This is a genomic window from Lacrimispora sp. (genome assembly GCF_047605665.1).
In the GTDB taxonomy this organism is placed as follows: Bacteria; Bacillota; Clostridia; order Lachnospirales; family Lachnospiraceae; genus Lacrimispora.
In genome coordinates this window covers 19,862-45,055 of sequence record NZ_JASGFH010000005.1, presented here as the reverse complement: position 1 = coordinate 45,055, position 25,194 = coordinate 19,862, and the positions used below count along the sequence as shown (strand labels likewise).

Sequence of the window (25,194 nt, the reverse complement as noted above, 5' to 3'; positions counted from 1 at the left end):
ACAGAGGACAGAACATGCTATATCAGATTAAAGACGGAACAGTGACCGCAGGCGGGAACGTGATTCTGTCGCACATTGATTTTGAAATACACGGCAGTGAAAAGATTGCAGTAACAGGCAAAAACGGGGCAGGGAAAACCACTCTTTTAAGGCTGATTGCCGGAGAACTGGACTTGGACCGGGATGACAAAAGAGAAGGCCCCGGAATTGTCTGCTCCAGAAAGCTGACAGTGGGATATTTAAAGCAGCAGGCATTTCTAAATAAGGACAGGACTGTGGAAGAGGAGATTTTATCAGCCTGCCCCTGTACGGACCCTTATGCTGTGGAGCGGTTTGAATTTGAAAAGGAGTATGACAGGCTTTTTACTGGCCTGGGCTTTTCCAAAGAGGATAAAAGAAAGAGGCTTTCTGAATTTTCCGGAGGGGAGCAGACGAAGATTGCACTGATCCGCCACCTTCTTTTAAAACCGGATATTTTGCTTCTCGATGAACCTACCAACCATCTGGATATTGAAGCGGCAGAGTGGCTGGAGCAGTATATGAAGCAGTATGAAAAAGCAGTGGTCATGGTATCTCATGACCGCTTTTTTCTGGATCAGACCGCAACCGTAGTGTATGAGCTGTCAGGAGGCAAGCTGACCCGGTATCCGGGCAATTACAGCCATTACCGGGAGGAGAAGGAAAAGTTCCTTAAGATCAGGACAAAGGCTTATGAAAGGCAGCAGGAGGAGATCAGGCGCTTAAATGAGGTGATTGAGCGATTTAAACACAAGCCCAGCAAGGCTTCCTTTGCCAGGTCTAAAAAGAAGGCAATTGAGCGGTTTGAATTAATTCCCAAGCCGGAAGAGGACGATATCCGCCCCTTTACCCTGCCTTTGGAACCGGAATTTCCCGGCAGCAAATGGGTGTTTGAATCAGAGCATTTAAAAATCGGCTACGATACGCCTCTTCTGGAAATCACCATGAGAATACGAAGGGGCCAGAAAATCGGAATCATTGGGGCAAACGGAGCGGGAAAGAGCACATTTTTAAAAACAGTGACAGGGCTGATTCCGCCTGTTTCCGGAGAATATTCCATAGGGAATCAGATCACCATAGGATATTTTGACCAGCACTCCGCAGAGATTCACTCGGACAAAACAGTGGCGGAGCATTTTCGGGAGCTCTTTCCGTCTTTGCCGGAAAAGGAGCTGAGAAGTATTCTGGGAGCCTATCTCTTTGGAGGAAAGGAAGCGGGGAAAAGGGTGGATTCTTTGTCAGGAGGAGAGAAGTCCAGGCTGGTTTTAGCGGAGCTTTTGCAGAGCAGGCCTAATTTCCTGGTTTTGGATGAGCCCACCAACCACATGGATATCAGGGCTAAGGAAACCCTGGAATCCGCATTTAAGGCCTATCAGGGAACCATGCTGTTTGTATCCCATGACCGCTACTTTTTAAGCCGGGTGGCAGAATCGGTGCTGATCTTTGAAGGACAGTCCGTCTACTATTATCCCTTTGGCTATGAGCACTATCTGGATCGGATGAGAAAATCAGAGAGCGGAGAGGGCATAGCAGCCCAGGTCAAGGCAGAGGAACAGGCGCTGATTGCAGGAATGAGGGCTGTTCCAAAGGCGGAACGCCACAGGCTGCGGGAGATTCCTGAGGAGGAAGCCTATTTGGACTGGAAGCTGAGGCTGGTGATGGAACGGCTTTTGCCTGTCAGGGACAGGGCCGGAAAGTTATGGGAGCGGCTGGAAGCCATGGAGACAGAATGGAGAGAGTCAGAGGGCTTTTGGAATGGAATGCCGTGGGAAAAGGCAGGAGAGTATGAAAGGCTGAAAGAGGAATGGGAGAGAGCCTGGGAACAGTGGCATGAGCTGTGCCTGGAGTGGTATGATGTGGAAACAGGATTATAAAAAAGGGGCGCCGAAGCGCCCCTTTTGCTATTTGAAAATATTTATCTTTATTTAGGAAGCATAGCCTGTAATAAGAAGTTCAGAACGAATAAGATGCTGGCAATGACAATGATTGGGCTTAATTCGTTTGTTTTCTTCTTTGCAATTTTAACGATACAGTAGAAGATGAATGAGGTTGCAATACCGTAGGAAATGCTATAGCAAAGAGCCATAAATATTCCTGCAAAGAAAGCTGGAATTGCTTCTTCTAAGTTGGTCCATTCGATTTCTGTAAAAGCAGAGATCATCATACATCCTACGATGATAAGAGCAGGTGCTGTAGCTACAGAAGGAATAGCGCTTACAAAAGAGGACAGGAATGCACTGAGTGCAAAACAGATTGCTGTAACAACGGAGGTAAGTCCTGTACGTCCGCCTGCTTCGATTCCGGCAGCACTCTCTACATAAGTAGTTGTGTTGGAGGTACCGATGATAGCGCCGATAGAGGTTGCTGTAGCATCTGCAAACAATGCTTTATCCATTTTGGAAGAAAATCCTTTTCCGTGTTCCAATGCTGCTTCGTCTTCTGCACTGAAGATTCCGCTTCTTCTGCCTGTTCCGATAAAGGTTCCGATGGTATCGAAGGTATCAGATAAGCTGAAGGAGAAAACAGTGATCAATACGAGAGGAAGTTTTCCCATATCATTAAATAAAGAAGCAAGACCTTCGTGGGTAAAGATTACGCCAAAGGTGGTTGGAAGTACGGACAGAGCTTCTACAAAGCTTACGCTGTCACCTGTCTGAGTAACTCCCATAGGAATTCCTATGACGGTTGTTATGATGATGCTGAGCAGAATACTTCCTTTTACATTACGAACAGTCAGTACAATGATCAGGATAAGGCCTATAACGAATAATATCAGAGATTTTGTTGTAATATCACTCATGGCAGGAACGCCTGCACCGAAATTAATTGCGCCTACATTAAGAAATCCTATATAGGCAATAAAGATACCGATACCGCCGCTGATTGCGTTCTGCAAACTGGCTGGAATCGCTTTAATGATGTACTTCCGGATCTGGGTTACGGTGATCAGGATGTTCAAAACGCCGCAGATGAAAACCATTGATAATGCTTGCTGCCATGTGAACTTCAGTGTAAAACAAACGGTGTAAACAAAGAATGCATTCAGTCCCATACCCGGTGCCTGTGCGTAAGGCACATTAGCTACAAGTCCCATGATCAAGGTACCTATAATTGCCGAGATAAGAGTGGCTAAGAACACGGCTCCCCATTCCATGCCTGCCTGACTGAGAGTGTTGGGATTTACGACAATAATGTATCCCATTGCGAAAAACGTGGTAATCCCCGCCATGATTTCCGTAGGAACTGTCGTCCCATTTTCCTTAAGCTTGAAAAACTTCTCCATGTTGTAACTCCTTTGATATTTTATTTTAAAAGACGGCCGTCTTTTAATATGTTCTAATTATACATGTTTTGTCGAAAATCTTCAATAAGAATTTTATAATGTTCACAAAAAGTTTAATATTTGAGGAAAAATATAACAAAAATTTTTAGATAAAATTAATATGTGGCTATGCATACAGCATAAAATCAGGCGAAAGGGAGAATCCTTTCGCCTGAAATGGTGTATTTCCGTTATAAGTTATTTTTCTTCCTGTTTCCGAAAAAGGATTGAGGAGGCAGATATTCCCATGCCGATAGAGAAGATAAGCAGTATCAATGCTGCATGGGCGCCAAATCCGCTGTCACCGGTCTTTGGTAAACCTGCTAATGGAATATCGCCTTCGATTTCAACCAGTTCTTCCTGGGCTCCGCCTATGTTTCCGGTCGGTACATTTCCTTCAATAGTAACCAGTGGATTTCCTGGTGCAGGTCCTGATGGACTAGAGCCTCCGCCTCCACCGCTGCTTGAACGCCTTCTGTAGGTGTTGGTAAATGCGGCAGTTGCACTGGACTTGGTCTCTATGGTACCTTCTGCATTGGTGCTCACAGCGGTGTATCTTTCTGCGGAATAATCAGCCTCTGTCACTTTATATACCGTGCCGTCGGGCAATCCTGTTATAGTGGCGCTTTCCCCGTCTGCGAGAGTGAGCTTATCACCGCTTGCAATGGTTGCTCCATCAGGAACTCCGGGTCCGCTGTAAGGATATCTGCCTTCTGCATTGAAGGTTACTGTGAACTCGAATTTCTTTGTCCTGTCAGCTCCGGTTCCGAGAACGGTCTTGCTGATTACCAGGCTTCCGGGAAGAGTTCTTGTATTGGTAAAGACGACTTCATAAGTTTCGCCGCCTGTGCTGCTGTCTGCTGCGATCCTGCCGTTTGGATTACCGGTAACGGTCTTTGTATATCCAAAACCGCTGTAGTCTTCCTCAGTGATTGAATACTCCGTATCTTTTGGAAGTCCGTAAATGGTAATTCCCTGGCCGTGTTTTAAAGAAATGACGTCTCCGCCTTTGATGGTTCCGTTTGGAATGCCTGTTCCGATGTAGTTATATACGCCTTGTGCACTTAAGTCCACTTTGAAATTAAATGCTCTGTCTGTCTCTCCATCTTTACCAGCTACTGTCTTTTTAAATGTCAGCTTTCCGAAATCGTCTGACTTGAAGTTTTCAACTGTGATTTCATTGGTCTCTTCGCCGTCAATAGCAGTGATGACATTGGTGCCGTTTTTCGTAACGGTCACACGGTAGGTCTTGACAGCGGGTGCATAACCGCCTGCCGGTGGATTTGTTTCTGTCAATGTATAGGTGCCTGGCGGTATTGCGGATATGGTGTAGACACCGTTGATATCTGTTTCACCCAGCCGGATTATGTTTCCGTTTTCTTCTGAAATCAGAGAGAACTCTGCACCCTGAAGGGTTTCCTGGGAGAAGCCGTCGATCTTGGTGATTTTTATGTGGCCGCCTAAATGGATATTGGCCCAGCCTTTTTTATATTCTACTCCATACTCTACATCTGTATTTGTTATGTTTTCCTTGCTTCCCTTCAGCGTAACGGAGTTTTTAACCTTGCCGCTGTCCACGGTAATGTGTGTCACATACGTTAACCGGTAAGCCTGATCACTGTCAGGAACCTTAAATGTTAAGGTGCGTGTTGCCGCATCATAGGTGATATGATCCTGAGGATTAAGGGTTGCATTTTCTCCTGTTAAGTCCTGATATACGCCGTTGGCTGCCATTTCCATCTTGGTGATGGTGATGTTTTCCCAAATGGGCTGGCCCGTACTGCTGATCGGTAATTCAAGGCCTTGCTGGAGTGTATCTATGATTTCCACGTCTTTATAATCTTCCAGATCTTTTAACTTAACGTCAAATGGCTGGTATTTTACCTGCCATGTCAGGGACCGGCTGGAATCGCTTGGATAAGTTATTATATTTTTATCCATCAGCCTGGTTTTGACTGTGACAGACTGTTTGACAACAGGAGTCGTGAGGTTCCAGTTTTCAATAAATAATGTTGCCTGATTGTCAACAGTAACAGTGCCTGCATTGCTCTTTAACAGGTTCTCATAAGCTTCTTCCGTCAGCCTTGCCCGTACGAGAATGACATAATGTTTATTGAGGTTCGTAAAGGTGAATGCTGCTTGTGAAGCAGAATCGCTGTCCGGATTAAATGCTGCTGTCATGTCGGCGGCGGCTTCTGTACCTAAGTCAGTGCCTTCAAATATTTTATAGCCCTTATTGCTGTTAAATGTTCTGTCAAATACCCAGCCGTTAGGAAGAGTATCGGTTACTGTGATGTTGCCTCCGCCTAATTGACTGAAATCCAGGACATCTTTGTTGATATCCAGGCGGAAGATTGCTGTTCTGGTTTCGTGATTGAAACCGTTAGCGCTGTCACCGATCTTACTTGGGTCCTCATTTGAATCAAGTGAGAGAATCCCTTTTCTTAAGATGTTGCTGTTATATTTTACTGTGCCCGTTGCCGCAGCCACTCTCGTGATTCCGTTGTATAATGCGGCGGTATTGAGCACATCCTTTGTGCCGTTGCTGGCATATATTTCAGGATTTGTTATCTGTGACTGGAATTTAAAAGTACTGGATTCATCGTGTTTAACCGATACAATCAGTAAATCAGCCACTGTTTCCCCGTTTGAGTCCTTAAGTTCAATGTGATTATGGGTACTTGGGGAAGTGGGAGTAATCCAGCCGGCAAAACTCTGATTCAGTCTTTGAGTAATCGTATCAGGAGCGCCGCTTGGCCAACCGTCTAATTGGGTGAGGTCCGTAATTGCAGCGTTGCCGCGAACTAATAAGTCGTAAATCTTTAAGTCGCCGGTGAAACCAGAACCCTGGTTCCTTGGATTGAAGTTTACTGTCCATTCAATTTTGCGGTCATTTTTTTGTACGCCGCTTTTTTGAAGAGATGAATAACCGATTCCTACTGTGACATTGCCTGTGCTGGCGCCTGTGCCGTTGCCTTCCCATGTGATGGTGGCTCTGTTGGTGTAGTTTGTTACCTCGAAAACACCATCCGGATCATCCGGTAAACTGGTTACAATGGTCACTGTAATTTTGTCACTGAGGTTCTTAAATCCTTCTATATATACGCTGTTCGGATCGTTTTCATTATAAGATAAGGTGCCTCCGCCAGAGTTGAATTTGGCAAGCTGTGCTGCACCGAGACTGACCGTAGTGCTTCCAATGGTATAGCTTACGGATTTCACTGTCTGCATCTTGCTTCCGGAGCTGGGTCCCAAAACGTCTTTAATGGTGACATTTTCTAAAGGAAAGCCTTCTTCATTGGCGACGATGGTCCATGTGATTTCACGTCCTATCCGGTCGTCAGGGTTATAGCTTCCGAAATCTTTATTGGGTTCTCCGTTTTTTGTAATCCATCTCTTTCCCGGAATCTTTACTTCTGCTGTATTTGATTTTGTCGCTTCGCTGGCTGTCGCTTTAAGGCCAGCCTGGTTTGCGATGGTTTCTTCCGCGTTTGAGTTAAATTTATTATCCGGAATTTCTGTGGAAAACTGGATCGTCTGGGGTGCCGTCTGGCCCTCAGGGAAGGTGTAGATCAGGGAGTGATCTGTTGATTCGCCATCGGGTGCCATACTCTGTCCTCCGACCATTAATGAGTCGGGGATATATTTTCCAACAGCCGATAAATCATCTGAAAACTTAAACCCGCCTAAATCCGATCCATCCGGGGTTGATTCAATGGTGACTTCCCATGTGACCGCTTTTTCAGCGATGCTGGGACTTCCTTTTTTCGTCAGTTTAAATTCAATTGGTTCTTTTACAAAATAATCTCTGTCTAAAATAGTGATGACTTTTTCATCGTTATTGCCGGACCCTGCGCTGTCTTTGTTATATTTCAGTCCGACTTTGAAACCGGCTTCCAGGTTATAGGCGTTTTTATTGACTTCATCCCAATCCCAGTCGAATTCGATATAGGCGATTACCTGACCGTTTTCTTCCTTCAGTTCTGCGGTACCGATTTTGATGGTGGTTCCTTCTACTATTAAATCGATTTTTCCAGTTACTGCTTTTAAGCCTGTTCCTATTACGATTTCAGCTTTGTCTCCCGGCTTTACAATATCGCCTGTTCCATCAAACGATACTGGAATCTTGGTAAAATGGAATTCAATGTCGATAATTTCTCCGTCTTTTATTTCCAGTGTTGTGTCGGGTTCGAAGACGGTTCCGTCTACTGTTACGGATGCTTCATATTCAAGTTTGTCTGCTACATTTTCATCTGCCTGTAATGCAAATTGTAACGGTAAGATTTGAAGAGCTGGGGCTGTAGGAACAGTGGGCTGACCCTCCGTTTCCCCGGCAGGATTTTCATTGTCCTCGTTTGTGGCTTCAGATTCTTCTGAAGTCTGTTCGTTGTCCTCGCTTGCAGCTTCGGATTCTTCTGAATCCTGTTCGTTGTTTTCATTTGAAGCTTCAGATTCTTGTTCGTTTTCATTTTCAGAAGATGTTTGATCTTCTTCGTTCAAATTTTCCTGTTCATTTCCGGCGTCCTCTGATTCGGCAGCCGTTTCCTGTTCTGTTTCATCGGTAGGGGACGTGTCGCTTTCCTCGTCAATCGTGGATGTCACTTCCTGCGAAGTTTCGGGTTCATTTGCCCGGACCGTCGTAGCAGGAAGAAGCACGTTCAATACCAGCAGCATGGCTAAAAACCAGCTCATAAATCGTTTATGTTTTTGTTTTGTCCCTTTCATAGTATTCTCCTCCTCTTAAACAAAGCCGCTCATGCACTTTACCTCAGCCTTTAGATTCAGGCTTTGCTTTCTATAAAGTAACCTTTTAACATAGGTATAATCTATGTGAATTAGATTCTATACTAAGTATATAGGAATTGTAAGTTTTGTGCTTGAAAAAAATAGAAAAATTTTAAGATAAATTTAAGAAAGAAATAAAAAAATACTGCCAAAATTTCCAGAAAAAGAAAAAACTAGAAGATACAGGATGAAAGTTTGAACATTATTAAGAGGAGGAAAACCAATTATTGGTTTTCCTCCTCTTAGGTTCATGTAATAAATATTATTCAAAACTTATTTTCAGGAACGTTTTTTTCGCAGACTATTTACGGAAATAGCCATTCCCAGAAGTGCTGAGATGGAAACCAGTCCAAAAACAGCTGCGTTGTGGAATCCTCCGTCACTGGTCTTTGGAAGGCCGCCGAGGGGAACAAGCATTCCATTAGGGCCAACCATAAAGCCAAGAGGCACCTGTCCGAAGACATCGTATAACTGCTGAGGCGTGTAGTAACTGCCGTCAGGGCCTTCCAGATAACCTTGCGGTACCGGACCGGGATTTACTGGTTCCGGTGTCGGAGCTGGCGTAGGTGTAGTCGGTGTTGGGTTTGTTGGTGTCTTCGGATTTCCACCGCCGTTGCCACCGCCACCTCCATGATAATAGTTTGAATTGGTAAACTCGGCTTTTGCGGTTATATCCTTTGAAATAGTACCTTCATGGCCAGAGGATTCGGTTTTGTATCCCTCAGACGAATAGTCATCTTCAATAACAGTGTATTTCATTCCGTGAAGCAGACCGCTAATGGAAATGCTTTGTCCGTCGGCAAGTTCTATCTTGTTGCCGCTTGTGATTTTTCCATTTGGAACGCCTTTTCCCACATAATCGTAGGTTCCATTATTATCAAATGTAACAGTGAAGGTAAATTTCTTTGTCTTACTGCCTCTATTTCCTATGACAGTCTTGCTGATGATTAAGCCTCCTAGGAGTGACTGGGAATTTTTAAAGACAACGGTAGAATCTTCTCCTGCTAAAATCTTATCAGATGCTTTACCTGAAATTGTAGGTTCTTCATATCCTTCAGAAGCATAGCTGGTTTCTGTTACCTTATACTCAGTATCTTTTGGAATGTTCGAAATAGTAATGGATTGTCCGTCGGAAAGAGAGATCGTATCTTTGCTCTTGATTGTTCCATTAGGAGCTCCGTTGTTTCCGGTATAAGTATAGGTAGTTGTGTCTTCAATTCCATTTTTTGTAAAAATCACAGTAAAATCAAAAGGCTTTTTAGAATCTCCTAAGGTGACCTGCTTTTTAATTGTCAGACTTCCTGGCTGGTAGTTGGTGAAGTGGGCTTCAGCTGGTGCTATTGATGAAATATTACCGGTAAAGCTTCGATCAGGCGTTACGTATCCTTTTGCACTAAGATCTTCCTCTTCAATGGTGTAAGTTGAGGCGGTTGGAAGGTCGTACACAGTCATTGTCTGATTGTGCTTGAGAGAAACAGTATCTCCATTTTTGATAAATCCAGTTTCAATAACTCCTGTACTGTCTTTTTTCTCATAGGGGTATCTGTCAGGAGCACTTAAAGTGACTGTAAAGTTAAAGGAATCTTTGGTTTTATCGCTGTTTCCTTCTACTGTTTTCCAGATGATTAAGTCTCCGAGGGCATTTGTTTCCATATTGGTAATCACTAACTCATCTGCTATTTCTACTCCGTCTACCAGTGTAATTGGAGGCTTCGAAGAATCAGGATTCTGTTTGATCTCTACGTTATAAGTGGTTTTGGATACTTTATAGGGATCAGGAGCATATGTTTCTATTAAAGTGTATTCACCCATCGGGAGCACAGCCAGGGATATCTTTCCGCCGTTTTTACTGGTTCCAGTTCTAAACGGAGTGTCTTCTCCTTTTTTGCGCAATTCAAAAGTTACTCCGTTAAGGTCAGTACCGTTTCCTTTCTTGTGGATTTTTATAGCACCGCCGAATTTGAACCGGGCCGAAGCTTCTGCACCCTTTACATAATAATCAGCACCTGTTGTTACTCCATTTGTTTTGCTGCCAAAGAGTTTGACGGTATTGGACAGTTTTTCATTATTTGTTTCGGAAACGATAATTGTGTTATAGGTCAATTTATACGCCTTGGTTTTGTCAGGAAGATAAAAGGTCAACAGACGATTTGCATTCTTATATTCAATGTGGGCTGTACTTGTAATGTCACTACCTTCTGTAAGGGTTCCATCCGCATTAAGTGTCATTTCATGTACTTTAACACTGTCTTCTTTTAACTCCATTCCCTCTGGCATTTGATCTTCAATTCTCATGTCCGTGACACCGTCAAGAGCAATATCTAATTTGTAGGGGTTATATATTACCTTCCATTCAACTCGGGCATTCTCTTGCCAAGCATATGTTTTGTCAAGAATAGTGCTTTTGACTTCAACCTTTTGTGTATCTGAGATGCCTGTCGTCCATTTGTCTGTTTTCAGACTCAGTTTATTTTCTGGATTCTGTGTCTGCGTGGAACTGGAAGGACTAAAGTATTCTTTTAAAGTTGTAGCATCAGGTCTGGCCTTCACCAGGATTACATATGGCTTTTTTAAAGAGGTAAAGGTAAATATAGCCGTTCCTCCGCTGATATTGGAGGTCATGCCCTCTGGTGGGGGATTCAAATAGCTGCCTGTGGCAGACACAGATGTAATACTTCCTTTAGTACCTTCAAAGATATAATACTGATTGTTACCATCAAATGGAACAAATTCCCAACCTGGTGGCAAGCTATCTATTATTGTAACGGCGCCTAATAATTCATCTTTTTCATTTTTCAGACTTGTCCAGTCTAACCCGTTGGCATTGACACTCAATCGATATATTACAGATTTATCTACGTAGTCAAATCCTGCGTTGAGAGCACTTGTTTTTTTTGTATTAACATCGGTGGAACTTTTTGCATCAGCGCCCCGTGTCAGCATTTCCTTATCCAGCAGCTGGCTGCTATAAGGGACAGTTCCAGTATCGGTGTTTATTACTTTATAATCACCGGAAATATCACTGATAAGGGAGGCTGTGTTATATAAATCCTTTGATTTATTAGCCGCAAAGAAATCTGGATTAGTAACCTTGGCATCAAATTTAATTTGGGTTTGGCCATTGGTTGAGCCAGGATTATTCAAGCCTGTAAATATCAGCAGATCAGCAACCGACTCTGTACCCTTCGTGAGAGTGACTTTAGTTAATGTAAAAGAGGAGTCTGCATTATGTGTTACACTATCTGGTATGAATTTTTGATTGTACTGCGGAGTGAGGTGGTCTTTGTTGACACCAGCAGCTGTTAATTGGGCGCTAAAATCAGCTAATTTAAAGCTTCCATCGTCTTTTCCATAGACCAGCAGGTCATATACCTTCAAATTTGTGAAAGTCTGATTTCTGGTATTCACATTAATTTCCCATGTGATAAGCTGATTTTCTTTGCTTTTTACAACGCCTGTTTTTGAAATTGCATTATAACCTACAGTAACCGTTGCATTTCCAGATGAAAGGCCGGAACCTGAGCCGGAATAACCATCCCATATAAGAGTGGCCTGATTAGAGTAATTCGTTGTTGCGCCTGTACTGCCGCCAGCATCATTAGGGATATTTGCCACAATAATAAGACAATATTTTCCGGTAATCTCACCTAGCAGGTATTCATTGCCTGTATGAGTGGAATTCCACGTTCCGCCTGCAACAGGTATATCATACTTTGAGGTGATATCGTTCCATTGCATTAAGCGGGCTTCTTTTAAGCTTACACCTGTACCAGTGAGAGCGTCTATAATTTTTGCATTTGGAAGTTTGGTTCCATTGGTATTTATGTTAATGCTCCATGTAATGGTACGATCTGTCGGATTATAATCACCCGTTACTGCATTACTTTCTACACCATTCTTAGTGATCCATGTAGGAGGATTATATACAACGTCTTGTGTTGTTTGGATTTCTACCTCTTCTTCACTCTTTCTTACCCAAGCTGTATTACTGAAATGTTTGCTGGAGGTAGAATAGTAGTGGATATCCTCTATTTGTGTATAGAACTCAATGGTTTGTTTACCTGAGGAATTAGGAGGAAACGTATATGAGAGAATTTTACTGGTGGCATTCCAGTCCGGGGTTACCGGATTATCGTTTACTTCCATTGGATCGGGGGTTGCCATATAAGGCCCTATTCCAGACAAATCGTCAGAAAAGGTATAGCCGTCCAAACCAGTATCTTTCTTAGTACCCGACGGAAGAGCTTTGTATGCTTCAACCTCGACTGTCCATTTAATTCTCTTATTTGCTTCGTCAAGCTCTCCTTTTTTGCTCTTATCATACGATATAGATGTAGCGGGAACATTTACGAGATATTTGTTTTCCAGAAGGATTACTTCAATATTATTGTGTTCTTCACCATCATGTTCGCTGTTATCGTATTTAAGATTTGCTGTAAAGCTTGCACCAGCATCAAAACCATTAGTAAAGACCACATCATCACCATTAAAGACAACTGTAGCTATTACTTCTCCGGCCGCATTTTTTGATAGAGTCAGTTCTCCAAGTTTATTATTACCCCACGGCAACATAAATGGTCCGGTAGTTTCAATATTGAAGCCTTTCCCCAATGTAAAGACTGCGGTATCTCCTTTAATAATATAGGTATCCGGATCGATATCGTCCTCCGTTGAGCCGTCAGGAGCCGCCTGGAGGCGATCAAACAACAGGGGCACATCAAACGAAAGGTTAACAGAAATAGGCTTATTAAAGTCTATTGGATCGCCATCCGCAATAGGAGTATCCTTATCACCTTTGTGTTGGGTTACAGATAATACAAATTGTCCGAAAAGAGCCTTGTCAGCATCCCCAAAAATCTTAACAGCTCTGGCTGCAAACATTCCCATTCGCAGCAACGGCTGTAACGGAGTGCTGGGAGAAGCTAATTTCGGTTCCTCCTCATCTTTATCCTTTGGCTCTGTCGGGGTACTGGGAGAGGCAACGGGAAGTTTGTTATCATCATCAGTGACAACTTTAACTATTTGTTCCTTTTGCTCACCTTGCTCATCGGCCTGTACGTTGACTGCCGGCAAAAACATATTCAGTGCTAACAGCACAGCCAGCAATCCGCATAGAAATCTCCTTTTTCTTTTCAAATCTCGTTCCTCCTTTATCGCAAAGTTTTTTCGGATTTTTAATTCTCATTCCCGATATAAACTTTGCTTCCTATATTAAATAAAGTAATTCTTTAATTATCATAAGATTTTACCTATGCAAAAGAATTCTACGTAAATTATATAGGATTACTATTTTTAATGCTTGAAATTGGCAAAAAAAAGTTACGACAAAATGGACAAAATAAAAAAAAAATGTTACAATAATTTCCATAAAGAGAAAGAACGGAGAATGGGAATGAAAACGGGCACATTATTAGAAGAGCTTATCTATATTTCTCAGGCATCAAAGACAGACTTTGCACTCAGCATGAATATGACTCCAAGCGGATTGAGTAAAATTTTAAAAGGAGGAAGGCTTCCGTTTTTAAAAGAGAAGAGGGCCTTCAGTAAGATGGCCGCCGGTTATTTTGCTGAGGTTTTATACGGTGACTTTTGTTATTTGAAATTTGAACGGATTTTTCCGGTATTATATGATTTCAGTTCTAAGTATGAATTGGAAATGTTTTTATCCTATGCGATCGAATACGCCTTTGACAAGGACTTTGATGAAGAAAATAACGGGAGTTTGGGATATCCTGACAGGGAAGCCAGCTTTCTTGGAAAAAAGACCATATTGAATATGTTCTGTGTGCTTGTTTCGGACTACCTCACCAGAGAAGAGGGGGTTCCTATGGAATTTTACAGCACACTTCCCTGGTTTGATAAGATGTATAGCGATATTTTATCCAGAATTAAACTTTTGACATCTAAGAGGCAGAAGGACATTCTGCTGAATCAGTTTGTTGAGCCTCATTCTGTTGATGATGCGGACAAGAACTATAATATTGGCGTTCTTTCATCCATTGTCAACTGCCAGAAGAGCGTTGATTTAAACTTATGGCGGGTCAAGAAAGAGATAAACAGCACCTTTTTCCTTTTGAAGGGGCGGTTCCTCATGCTTTTCAGTTTCCAGATTGATGGAACTCCTCTTATGACATTTATCACACATAGAGGGTATCTGACTTCATTTTACAATTCTCTCATGAAGAAAGAAGCGAAGAAGGTCAGTTATAATGGAATAGAAGCGAGAGCAGCACTAAAAGAAGATCCTTCCCTTCTTTCCAGGCTGGTTGACCGGCAGATTGATGCGGTATACAATTTTATATCCATAGGGTATTTGATCACAGAACAGGAGTTGGAACGTGCCAGAAGTGAGGAGTATTTGAAAAAGAGTCTTTTATCTCTTTTTAGAAATATTCTGGACAAGGAGACTGTTTTCTATGTGACCATTGATGCCATGCTTGGATTTTGTGCAACAGGAAAGGCCATCATACCCCTTGTAGGGGCTATTGATTTTCCGTCTAAAGAACGAATTTCGTACCTGACCCGGTTTAATACTTCCATTAATGATCAAAGCTCCGACAAAATCAGGGTGGTGAACAGTGAACTTCCCAAAGCGGCAGTTCTTTGCTCTAAGGGTTTTAGCATGATCTATATGATTGACAGCAAATATGAGTGTGAAAAAATTCACTGCTTTGAATCGGACCTGATCAACGATATTTTGAAAAAAGAGGTGGATGGCGACGGCATGATTTTGATGGATTTCAGTCTGGATTTATGGGAAAATTATCTTGATGAAATGTCCGGAAGCTTTGTCATGGCTGATTTTGAAATGGGACAGGACTCCAATGAAATGGATTTATAGGAAATAGAATTGGGATGAAGAAAAGCCGCCGTACATCAGGTGCTGAATTATCTGATGTATGGCGGCTTGTGGTTTATGTGTGGGGAATGATGCTGGGCCTGCCGATTTAATTTAAGGTTTCAATGCCTTCTTTTTGGGCAACGGAGAGAATTTTGCTTTCGGGTACACCCAGCATTTTGGCGGCCAGACTTATGTGATTATCGTTTTTTAGGAAATTGGCGATTAATCGTTCCATACCTATTTCTATGCCTCGTTCTCTTGCTTCTTCTGCAATTCCTTCGCCTAAATTACACATAAAGTTAATCCTCCTTTCCAAATCAGAGTTCATTGGTATTTTGAACTCGTCTGATAAAATATCCTTTTTTTCCTCAGGTGACAAATGAGTGGAAAATAAAGCTCCTAAAAGTCTATGCAGACCTGTTCCTTCTGTTTCTGCAGCCAGTTCTTTTGATAACCCGATGATGATAACGCTGAGAAGATCATATCTTCCTAAATAGCCAGGATCTCCTACAAGGTTCTTTTTATTGATAGAAAACTCCGCAATGGTATTACTCACTCTTTTGGGGGTATTCATACAGATCCATATGGAATAGACCTTTTTAATATCATCGTAGTCAGGTGCCTGAAATTCTGTGCCCATTTGAGCAGAAATCATACGGGAAGTATAAAAGATTCCTCTTGTGACGATGTGATAACCTGGATGAAAATTTTTCTGAGTTTCGATATCCAGAAATATTTTCATTCGTTCTCTTTTTCCGGAAGTCCAGACAAAGAAATAAATATCGTATGTAACCTTCCCTTCCCGGACAATGCTGCTTTCGGTGTTGATGCCAGTGATTACGGGCATATTTTTTCCGCAATTCGTTTCTCCCGGAGCTACGGGGATCGTTGATATTTCTGGCATTTCCTCGATAAGGGGAACTACCTGCTCCGGATTCATTCCTGAAAATTCAGAAACCGTACTTATCAGAATGTGAGCCAAAATAATCTTATGAGACAACAGCCTTTTGGCATGTTCATCATATTCCGCTTCCACACCGGATGAATATAGTGCTTGTTTGAGGTGTTCCTCCACGTGATCAAACCTCCCTTTAGGGTTAAACCCATATCAATAGCAGGGAGTATCATTGATGATATCCGGCTGAAATACAGTTTCCGCAGAACATCATCTGTGAAGTCATACGAGACTTGTAAATTACCATTTTCAAGTGAAATATTATATGCCAATTATAACATTTCAGATAAATGGTTGCAAGAATGGAATACAGAAATGATGTTTTTGGAAGTAAGTTATGATATGGGTTTTAAAATAATTGTTTTAGAAATTGGAAAATAAGAGAAATAGAAAATTTTGAAAATAAGTCATAAAGATTAAAATGAAATTTCATGCAGAAGAATATCTTACGCATTCCATTATAAACCAATGAATCAAACGTGTAAACATGAAAGCTCAAAATATTTTAACGCTCCAACGAGTGGGAATGAAAGAACTTAAAAAGGGGACTTCCTGAATGTATCCGGTGTTTACATTGGTGGGATTAAGAGGTATCATAATATCAGGTATCAGAGAGGTCTTATCGGCATCCTGCAATACTTTATGGCCGAATGAGTTTTATAAGAAAAATTTTACCATAGGAGAGGGCATTCATGAAAGAAAAGAAGTCTATGATCAGTGTTGTCATTGACGGAGTTTCGGGGATTTTTCTTCCGATTATCAACCTGTTAAGCGCGGCGGGAATATTAAAAGGGGTACTGGCTATCCTGACCGCGGCAAATCTTCTGTCGGGAGCCGGTGAAACCTATATGGTGTTAAATGCCATGGCAGACAGCTTGTTTTATTTTCTTCCTATTGTATTGGCATTTACGGCGGCAAAGAAGCTTGGGGCTGACCCATTTACGGCAGTGGTCATCGGAGGGGTGCTTTTATACCCTGCTTTGACCAATGTATTCGAGGCAGGCACCGGCATCTTTTTTGCAGGAATTCCTATGAAGGCCGTTATCTACCATTCCAGCGTAATCCCCATCATACTTGCAGTGGGCTTGCTTTCTTACGTGGAACGGCTGGTGGATAAGATATTGCCGGATTTGATCAAAGGTTTTTTAGCGCCTTTAATCTGCATCGTAACAGTGGGACTGGTTACGTTGTTTGTGTTTGGACCAATTGGAAAAGTCGTAGGGGATGGAATGGCGGTAGCTTATGAATTTGTATACCAGATCAGCCCTATGCTTGCCGGAGGAATTTTAGGAGCAGTGATCCAGCCCATGGTTATTTTCGGATTTCACTGGAGCCTTGTGCTGGTTGCAATGAACAATGTTTCTGTAAAAGGCTCTGATACGATACTGGCTTTAATCGGACCGGCGGTATTTGCTCAGGCTGGTGCGGCTTTTGCAGTGTGTTTAAAAAGCAGGGATAAAAATTTTCGGTCCACCTGCTTATCAGCCGTACTGTCGGCCTGCTTCGGTGTCACGGAACCGGCTATGTTTGGTGTGAACCTGCCCTTAAAAAAGCCTATGGCTGCTGTTTGTATTGGGGGCGGAGTGGGTGGTGCTGTAGCAGGACTTTCCGGAGCCCAGGCCATGGCATTTGCATTTCCAAGTCTGGTCACTTTACCTGTTTTTCTTGGGAACGGGTTTGGATTATACGTGATAAGCTGTGTGGTTGGATTTTTGACCGCATTTTCTCTGGCAATGGTTCTAAAATATGACGTTGCATGAGGATGGAAGCATTATAGGAATTCTTCTGCCGACGATACGGAGGGGCAGGTTTCCTTATACCGGTTAAAAAAGAGAGGAGACATCAGAATGAAAAAGACAGAAAAAGATCAGAAGTGGGTATTTAACAAAGACATAGACGGAGAACAGGCGGCAGAGGGTGTTGTCAGAAAGGTCCTGGCATATTGTGACAGCATGATGTGCGTGGAAAACCATTTTGAAGAAGGTGCAGTGGGGAAAATGCACGGCCATCCCCACACCCAGATCACTTATGTGGCGAGCGGGGCCTTTGAGTTCACCATAGGAGATGAGACAAAGATCGTGAGAGCAGGGGATACCCTTTTAAAGCAGGATGGCATCATCCATGGATGCGTTTGCCTTGAGAAAGGAATTTTAGTGGATTTCTTCACGCCCATGAGAGAAGATTTTATATAGGAAACACCCATTTTAAAAGTCCAGTGAATGCTGGACTTTTTATTTGCCTTCAACGCAAATGTGTCTAAACTGTGAACTGGAACATCGGATTTTGAACATGGGAGCGACGGAAATTGCATTTACGGTCATACGTTTATTTCGTATAATGTACCCATAAATAACAAACGGGAGGTAATGATCTTATGAGATTAAAACGATTCGGTGCAATGGCGATGGCAGCACTTATGACTGCCGGTGCGCTGGCAGGCTGTTCGGGCGGGGCAGAAAGTAACAGCACAACAGCAGCACAGACAACGGCAGCGGGGGAAACGACTGCAGCTCAGTCCGGCGGTGAAAAAACAGTGATCAATATCTGGTCAAAGGACCGTCATGATGCTACTTATGTTCAGGGAAAAGTTGACGAATACAATGCAACCAATACAGATAATATTCAGATTAACTACCAGCTTTATACTGACAACTATGTTCAGGCCATTGATATGGCAGTACAGAGCGGCGAGCTCCCTGATATTCTGGTACAGCAGGATCAGATGTTTGATAAATACGTGAATGAGGGCCAGTGGGCCAATCTCTATGATCTTATGGATGACGGTATGAAGGAATATTTTAAGAGCGTAATTTTCCCCGGTTACAATGAACTGGATGGAAAGCTTTATTTTATTCCTACCACCGGAACTACCTGCCGTCTTTTTTATAACAAGGAAATTTTTGAGCGTGCAGGCATTGCAGAGCCGCCAAAAACTTTAGAAGAGGTCGTAGAGTATTCAAAGATCATCACTTCTAAATTATCCAGTGAAGGCATTTATGGGTTTGCTGAGAACATGAAGAGTGCAAGCTCCGGATTACAGCGTTCCTTAATGGTTGGTTTAGAGCGTGAAACAGGTCTTGTCCGCGGATATGATTTTGTAAAGGGTGAGTACAACTTTAGCCCATGGGCAGACTCCCTGAAATTATGGAAGGAACTGCTTTCTGAAGAAAGTGCTTTCCCAGGATGTGAGTCTCTTGACATTGATCCGTTAAGAACCCAGTTTGCAGCAGGCAAGATCGGTATGTACATGTCTTACAGCCATGCAGAACCGGGTGTGTACCAGAATCAGTTTCCCATGGATTCCGGCAAATGGGATTGTGTGCCGATTCCTACCGTAGCAGGCAAGGCAGCAGGAAAACAGTATTTCATAGGAACAGGCGGATATGTTTTTAATGCAAAGAGCCCGAACCTGGAAACGGCATTCAAAGTATTTAAAGACATTTTTGCAAAAGAAGATTATCTGATAGGGTATTATGAAGGCGGATACGGAGTCAGTATTCTTCCCAGTGTCATTGAAAAAGCAAAGCCAAGTGAAGATTTCCAGAATAAGGAATGGCTGCTGATCACTGACATTGACAGCCTTCTTCCAAAGCCGCCCCACACTGCGTTTGCTTCCGGTATGGTAGTGGAAGGTGAGGATATGTTTAAGACGTGTGAATCCGTTTACTACGGAGATGCAGATGTGGATGCAGCATTAAAAGATTTAACAGAGCGCTATAACAAGGCTTATCAGGAAGCTGTTAAAAACGGTACAGGCTTTGAAATTAAGATTGACGGATATGACCCGATGAATCCAACATTACAGTGATCCGTGAGTGAAAGAAAAAGAGGGGCCGATTCACAAAAGAGGCAGCCCCTCTTTTGTTAAGAAGGGAGTACACAGATGGAAGAAAGGAAAAACAGGAGTCCTCTTCAGAACAAGGCCATAAAGCGTAACCTTCAGGCATATTCGTTTTTGCTGCCTAATCTGATTCTATTTACAGCCTGTTCTCTGTATCCGGTTGTCTGGACGTTAAAGTATGTATTCTATCAGTATGGAGGCTATGGAACCGGTGCGCCGAGGTTTACAGGCCTTGCCAACTTAGCAAGAGTGTTTCGCGATAAAGTTTACTGGGAAAGTGTGCTTCATACGTTTACTTACGGATTTGGAAAAGTTGTTATTATTATACCTCTGGCTTTTTTTCTGGCCTTTCTTTTGAACCAGCAGAAGCGGGGAAATGGAGCTGCCCAGAGCATTATGTTTCTCCCCACGATTATGAGTTCCGCTGTTATGGGCCTTGTATTTTACCTGTTATTTAATGCCTACAACGGAGAAGTTAATAAATACCTTCTGGAAGCCGGAATCATCACCCGTCCCATTAACTGGCTTGGAAAAGGCCATGCGATGAAGACTTTGATTATTACGGCAGTCTGGGGAGGTGTGGGAAATTATATGGTGTATTTTATTGCCGGTATTCAGCAGGTGTCCGGGGATGCCATTGAAAGTGCCAGAATCGACGGCGCAGGAAAGCTGCAGACGATCTGGTACATCATTGTTCCCATGCTGGGGCCAATTTTAAAGATTATCATGATGCTGGCCATCACATCGGCATTTAATGACATCACCAATGTCATGGTACTGACTGAGGGCGGCCCCAATAATGCGACCATGGTAATGTCCCTGTACGGCTACCGGTATTTCTTCCCCATTTCCGCAGCGGAAGCAACAGTTCCCCAGTATGGCTACGGTGCCGCCGTCAGCGTGGTTTCGGCAGCGATTGCAGGTACGGTTACAGTGATTTATTTAAAGGTTTCCAAGAAACTGGATGATATTTATTAAGGAGGCGGATTATGGCAGAAGAAAACGTACAGGAAATAAAAATCAATCAGGTACATCTGTCTAAAAAAGCCTGGGCATCTTTGATTGCAAAATGGATTTTTTTAGCGGTTATGATTGTTTTTACGCTGTATCCGGTCATCTATACAGTTCTGGGATCGTTAAAGACAAATGCAGAGCTTACTCAGGGAGGCGGGTTTTTCCCGGAAGCCTGGCATTTTGAAAATTATTACAAAGCCTTTATACAGGCGGATTTTACCAAATATACGTTAAACAGTCTGGTTGTCAGCGTGTCGGTGACCCTTCTTGCAGCAGTGACCACTTCCTTTGCAGGATTTGTTATGGCAAGAATGGATTTTGTGGGTAAAAGGGTCTTGCTTGCCCTCTATGTATCTATGATGTTTGTGTCTCTGGGATCAGTTACCTTATATCCTATTTATGAACTGCTTAGAGCTTTAAAAATCAACAAGACCATGCTGGCTCTGGTAATTGCTTTGACGGGAGGCCAGGCCACCAATGTATTTCTAGTTATGGGATTTACAAAGGGGATTCCAAAGGAACTGGATGAAGCTGCCATTATTGATGGATGCAGCATCTACGGGGGGTATGCTCGCATCATTCTTCCCTTAAGCAAACCGATCCTTGCAGTTGTGGCTTTGTTTTCCTTCCGGAATGCCTGGAACGATTATATCACCAGCCTTATTATGACGATCTCCATGCCAAAGCTTCAGACTTTAACTGTTGCGGTTGTTCAGTTGAAATACTCCGTCAATGCGGCAGCAGAGTGGCATATCATGCTTGCAGGTGCTTCCATTGCTATCATACCGATCCTTATTGTATACTTATTTGCCAATAAACAGTTTATTGCAGGGCTTACGGCCGGTGCGGTAAAGGGTTAGTCAGACAAACTCCAATGGCCGGAACATACCCATGTTCTGGCTATTTTGCCCTTCGGATGATATGATATAAGTGTTGTCATGCAGATGCTTAACCGGGCTTTAAGAGAAGGAAAATGAGTATGAAAAAAATTTTTAACAACCTGCACTTTCGGAGTAAAATCATCTGGATATTTGGGATTATGTTTTTCTTAACCACGGCAATCAGCGGGGTTTCCTATTATAAATACACCTCTCATGATATTGAAGAAAACTTTCGGGTAAGTGCGGAAAGTGTGCTTGTGCAGATCGTGGACACTCTCGATATGCGGCTTGGAGTGATCCGGCAGAGGTCCCAGGGAATGCTGACCAATTATACTTTTGTAGTCACCTTTTCCGACTATTTAAACAATCCAAGTGACATCAATCTGGTAAAAGCCATGGGAACAGTTTCTTCTTTTTTAAAGGATTTGGAGATGGGAGAAAGCCTCCTGCATTCCTCCTATATTTATACGGATAAAGGTGAGTTTGATAATTTTGCCAGAATAAGAAACTGGCAGTTTGATTTTAAGGAGTCGGAATATTATAAATTCTACATGGAAGAACCAGGGAAAGCGATCCAGTGGTTTCCGCCCCAGAAGGACCGGATATTTCAGGATACGGATGAAATCATTCCTTGTGTAAGAAAGTTCAGCGTTCATGGATATGAAGGCGGATTATATCTGGTGCTTCAGCTAAAAGCCATGCAGCTTGAACATCTGTTAAAAGGAAAGTATGAGTTTTTTGACAAGATTCTAATTCTGGATCAGGAAGGAAATACGATCATAGGCTCAGAAGGCACTGATCCTGCAGAGCTTGTGGCACTGGCAGGGAAAAGGGAAGGAACGGGAACGGTGATTACCAGTGATTATCAGTATGAGGGCAATACCTATCTGGTAACGTGTGCCGGTCTTTCAGAAAATGGCTGGAAGATTTGGGGTCTGAAATCCAGGGAAACCCTTCTTGGAAGCCTTCAGAATCTAAGAAATGTCATTTTGGAAACCATGGGAGTTATATTTCTCCTCGGTGTGGCTGCTATTTTGCTGTTGTCCCATCAGTTGACGGATTCTCTCAGAAAACTGGAAAAGCGCATGAGCCTGGTTGAAAAAGGCAATTTCAATACAAGGTTTTTTTATCCTTATAAGGACGAGGTGGGAAGTCTGGCAAAGAGCTTTAATTATATGATCGGGGAGATTCAAAGCCTGGTGGTAAAGCAGGAAGAGACGATTAAAGAGCTGAAATGGGAGCGGGATTATGCGGCTGAAGTGGAGAAACAGAACCGAAAGGCTGAATTAAGAGCTTTGCAGGCTCAGATCAATCCCCATTTTCTCTATAACACCTTAAATGCCATAACGTGGCAGGCCGCGGATCAGGGAGCAGAGGAAATCAGCATTCTGTCCAGTTCTTTGGGGAAATTTTTTCGCATTTCACTGAGTAAAGGCGCTGAAGTGATTCCATTAAGGGAAGAGCTTGAACATGTAACCAGTTATCTGGATATTCAGAGAATCCGCTATCACTCAAAGTTAAATTATCAGATTGACGTAGGAGAGTTGTGGCTGGACTGCAAGGTGATTAAACTGATTTTACAGCCTCTGGCGGAAAATTCTATTTATCACGGAATTAAAGAGAAGCAGGGGACAGGGCTGATACGGATATACGAAGAGCCGCCCTGTTCAGGAGAGGAGCAGATATTAAGGCTGGTCGTATGGGATGATGGAGCAGGCATTTCGCAGGATAAGCTGAAGGTTCTCAATGAAGCCTTAAAAAAAGGCGAAACAGACCGTTCAGAAGGCTATGGAATCTACAATGTAAATGAAAGGCTCCGCCTTTTTTTCGGAAAAGATTACGGACTCCAGTTTGAAAGTGTACAAGGTCAGTGGACCAAAGCAATTCTTACGCTTCCGGTGAGAGATTGGGGGATTGATTGATGTATCGGATTATGATCGTAGATGACGAGGATTATGTAAGAGACTTACTGGTGAAAAATATCCGCAGCTCTTCTTTGCCAGTAGAAGTGGTGGCAGTGGCGGGAGATGGAAGAGAGGCTTTAGAATCGGCGGTTCTTTTAAGACCGGATATCTTGATTACAGATATATCCATGCCTTTTATGAATGGGCTGGAATTGATCAAGGGAATGCAAAAGGCAGGCCTTTCCAGTAAGAATGTAGTGATCAGCGGATATGATGAATTTGACTATGCCAGGCAGGCGATTTCTTTGGGAGTAAAGGACTATCTTTTAAAGCCGTTTCTGCCTCAGGAGCTGGTGGAAGTGATTCAGAAAATGATACAGGAGCTGGACAGTCAGAAGGCTCTTTGGCAGAATATGAGTTTGCTTCGGGAACAGGCTTTCATCAGAGAAGGTCTTGCAAGGGAAAAAGCGCTGAAGGATTTGCTGGAGGGGCGGGACTGCAAGGATACCGTCTGCCAGCAGTTAGGCGTTGAACTATCAGGAGATTACTACCTGGCAGGAGTTATAGGACTTACCGGGGGAACCTGGGATTTTGGAAGCCAGGAACGGGTAGAAGAGTTTTTGCTTCTGATACGGGAGGGATATCTCCCGCCGGGAATCAGAATCTATGGTGTCAGTTTCGATGGAACCCATCTGGCAGTGATCTGGTGCGGTACAGGGGACCGTGAAACTGTATTTTTAGAAAAAGTCAGGGCGGCAATGAAGAAAATCCAGGCCAGCTTAAAAAAATACTATCAGATACAGCTTAGCTGTGCTCTGGGCCGTCCTTATAAGAGCTTAAAGGACTTAAGCACATCCTATCAGGAGTCTATGGCTGTCTGGCGAGGAACTCTGGATGCAGAAAAACCTGTTATGTTCTATGGGGAAGAAAATGATATACAGGAGGAAAGCAGCAGTTCCCAGATCAGAGACTGGAAAAATCAGATCCGGCTTTCTGTCCGTACCGGGCAGAAAGAGGAAGCCGCTGCCCAGCTTCAGGGGCTGATGAAGAGCTATGCCTCCTTAGCCAATAAGAAAAATGATTATATCAGCGTATCCGTGAAGGAATTGGTCTATGCAATCCAAAATGATATGGAACAGGCAGGCTATGATAAAGAGGAAATGGAGCCCATTGCCTATATCCAGGACAGGATTCATTACGGCAGCCTCATGGATATGAAGAAAATGCTGGGAAATTATATAGAAAAGTGCTGTCTGATCGTTTCTGAACATTCTGAGGAAACAAAGGCGAGTGCGGTCGTAAAGCAGATCAAGCTTTTGCTGGATAATAATCTGAAAAACAGTGATATAGACCTGGAATGGATTGCCGCCCAGGTGCATTTCAGCTCCAGTTATGTACGACAGATTTTCAAGCAGCATACTGGGGAAGGTTTTGGTGAGTATTTAATACGGAAACGGATGGAACAGGCAGGCATCCTGCTTCAAAAGACCGGCCTGAGGATACAGGAAGTGGCAGAAGAGTGCGGCTATGATAACCAGAGGTATTTTGCCAGCAGCTTTAAGAAGTTTTACGGTTGTACGCCGACAGAATTTAAAAAAGTAGTGGAAAAAGAACGCTTATATTGAGGGAGGCC

13 protein-coding genes are annotated in these 25,194 nt (G+C 43.0%); 9 read left to right on the top strand and 4 right to left on the bottom strand.

Going from position 1 to position 25,194, the window contains the following annotated elements:
• Window positions 1-14: 14 nt before the first annotated feature.
• Window positions 15-1,892 carry an ABC-F family ATP-binding cassette domain-containing protein gene (locus QM657_RS05075; protein ID WP_415065475.1) on the top strand — a complete coding sequence of 626 codons (1,878 nt, stop codon included), beginning with the start codon at window positions 15-17 and terminating at the stop codon, window positions 1,890-1,892.
• A 47-nt stretch (window positions 1,893-1,939) separates the two neighbouring features.
• Here the strand turns inward: QM657_RS05075 and QM657_RS05070 are convergent, their stop codons facing one another.
• From QM657_RS05070 to QM657_RS05060, 3 genes are all read right to left on the bottom strand, one after another.
• The gene (locus QM657_RS05070; RefSeq protein ID WP_415065474.1) at window positions 1,940-3,301 is read right to left on the bottom strand and encodes an NCS2 family permease; all 1,362 of its coding nucleotides are present in this window, start codon (window positions 3,299-3,301) and stop codon (window positions 1,940-1,942) included.
• Between the two features lie 237 nt (window positions 3,302-3,538).
• Window positions 3,539-8,065 (bottom strand): SpaA isopeptide-forming pilin-related protein, encoded by a 4,527-nt coding sequence (locus QM657_RS05065; RefSeq protein ID WP_415065473.1) that lies wholly within the window; start codon window positions 8,063-8,065, stop codon window positions 3,539-3,541.
• A 339-nt stretch (window positions 8,066-8,404) separates the two neighbouring features.
• A complete protein-coding gene (locus QM657_RS05060) occupies window positions 8,405-13,261 on the bottom strand; it encodes a collagen binding domain-containing protein (RefSeq protein WP_415065472.1) in 4,857 nt (1,618 codons plus the stop codon).
• Between the two features lie 250 nt (window positions 13,262-13,511).
• On the opposite strand from QM657_RS05060, the gene QM657_RS05055 reads away from it, so the two are divergent.
• The gene (locus QM657_RS05055; protein WP_415065470.1) at window positions 13,512-14,966 is read left to right on the top strand and encodes a hypothetical protein; all 1,455 of its coding nucleotides are present in this window, start codon (window positions 13,512-13,514) and stop codon (window positions 14,964-14,966) included.
• 106 nt (window positions 14,967-15,072) lie between these two features.
• Here the strand turns inward: QM657_RS05055 and QM657_RS05050 are convergent, their stop codons facing one another.
• Complete coding sequence (locus QM657_RS05050) at window positions 15,073-15,708, bottom strand: hypothetical protein (RefSeq protein WP_415065469.1); 636 nt, start codon at window positions 15,706-15,708, stop codon at window positions 15,073-15,075.
• A 905-nt stretch (window positions 15,709-16,613) separates the two neighbouring features.
• Between QM657_RS05050 and QM657_RS05045 the strand changes: the two genes are divergently transcribed.
• The 7 genes from QM657_RS05045 to QM657_RS05015 all read left to right on the top strand — a co-directional run bounded on the left by QM657_RS05045 (window position 16,614) and on the right by QM657_RS05015 (window position 25,186).
• The gene (locus QM657_RS05045) at window positions 16,614-17,681 is read left to right on the top strand and encodes a PTS transporter subunit EIIC (protein WP_415065468.1); all 1,068 of its coding nucleotides are present in this window, start codon (window positions 16,614-16,616) and stop codon (window positions 17,679-17,681) included.
• 87 nt (window positions 17,682-17,768) lie between these two features.
• Complete coding sequence (locus QM657_RS05040; protein ID WP_415065467.1) at window positions 17,769-18,113, top strand: cupin domain-containing protein; 345 nt, start codon at window positions 17,769-17,771, stop codon at window positions 18,111-18,113.
• Between the two features lie 182 nt (window positions 18,114-18,295).
• On the top strand, window positions 18,296-19,729 hold the full coding sequence (locus tag QM657_RS05035) for an ABC transporter substrate-binding protein (RefSeq protein WP_415065466.1): 1,434 nt from the start codon (window positions 18,296-18,298) through the stop codon (window positions 19,727-19,729).
• A 75-nt stretch (window positions 19,730-19,804) separates the two neighbouring features.
• Window positions 19,805-20,740, top strand: coding sequence for a carbohydrate ABC transporter permease (locus tag QM657_RS05030; RefSeq protein ID WP_415065465.1), 936 nt, complete (start codon window positions 19,805-19,807; stop codon window positions 20,738-20,740).
• A gap of 11 nt (window positions 20,741-20,751) precedes the next feature.
• Window positions 20,752-21,636 (top strand): carbohydrate ABC transporter permease, encoded by an 885-nt coding sequence (locus tag QM657_RS05025; RefSeq protein ID WP_415065463.1) that lies wholly within the window; start codon window positions 20,752-20,754, stop codon window positions 21,634-21,636.
• 119 nt (window positions 21,637-21,755) lie between these two features.
• A complete protein-coding gene (locus QM657_RS05020; RefSeq protein ID WP_415065462.1) occupies window positions 21,756-23,579 on the top strand; it encodes a cache domain-containing sensor histidine kinase in 1,824 nt (607 codons plus the stop codon).
• The gene (locus tag QM657_RS05015; protein WP_415065461.1) at window positions 23,579-25,186 is read left to right on the top strand and encodes a response regulator; all 1,608 of its coding nucleotides are present in this window, start codon (window positions 23,579-23,581) and stop codon (window positions 25,184-25,186) included. Before QM657_RS05020 ends, QM657_RS05015 begins: the two co-directional genes overlap by 1 nt.
• Window positions 25,187-25,194 lie beyond the last annotated feature (8 nt).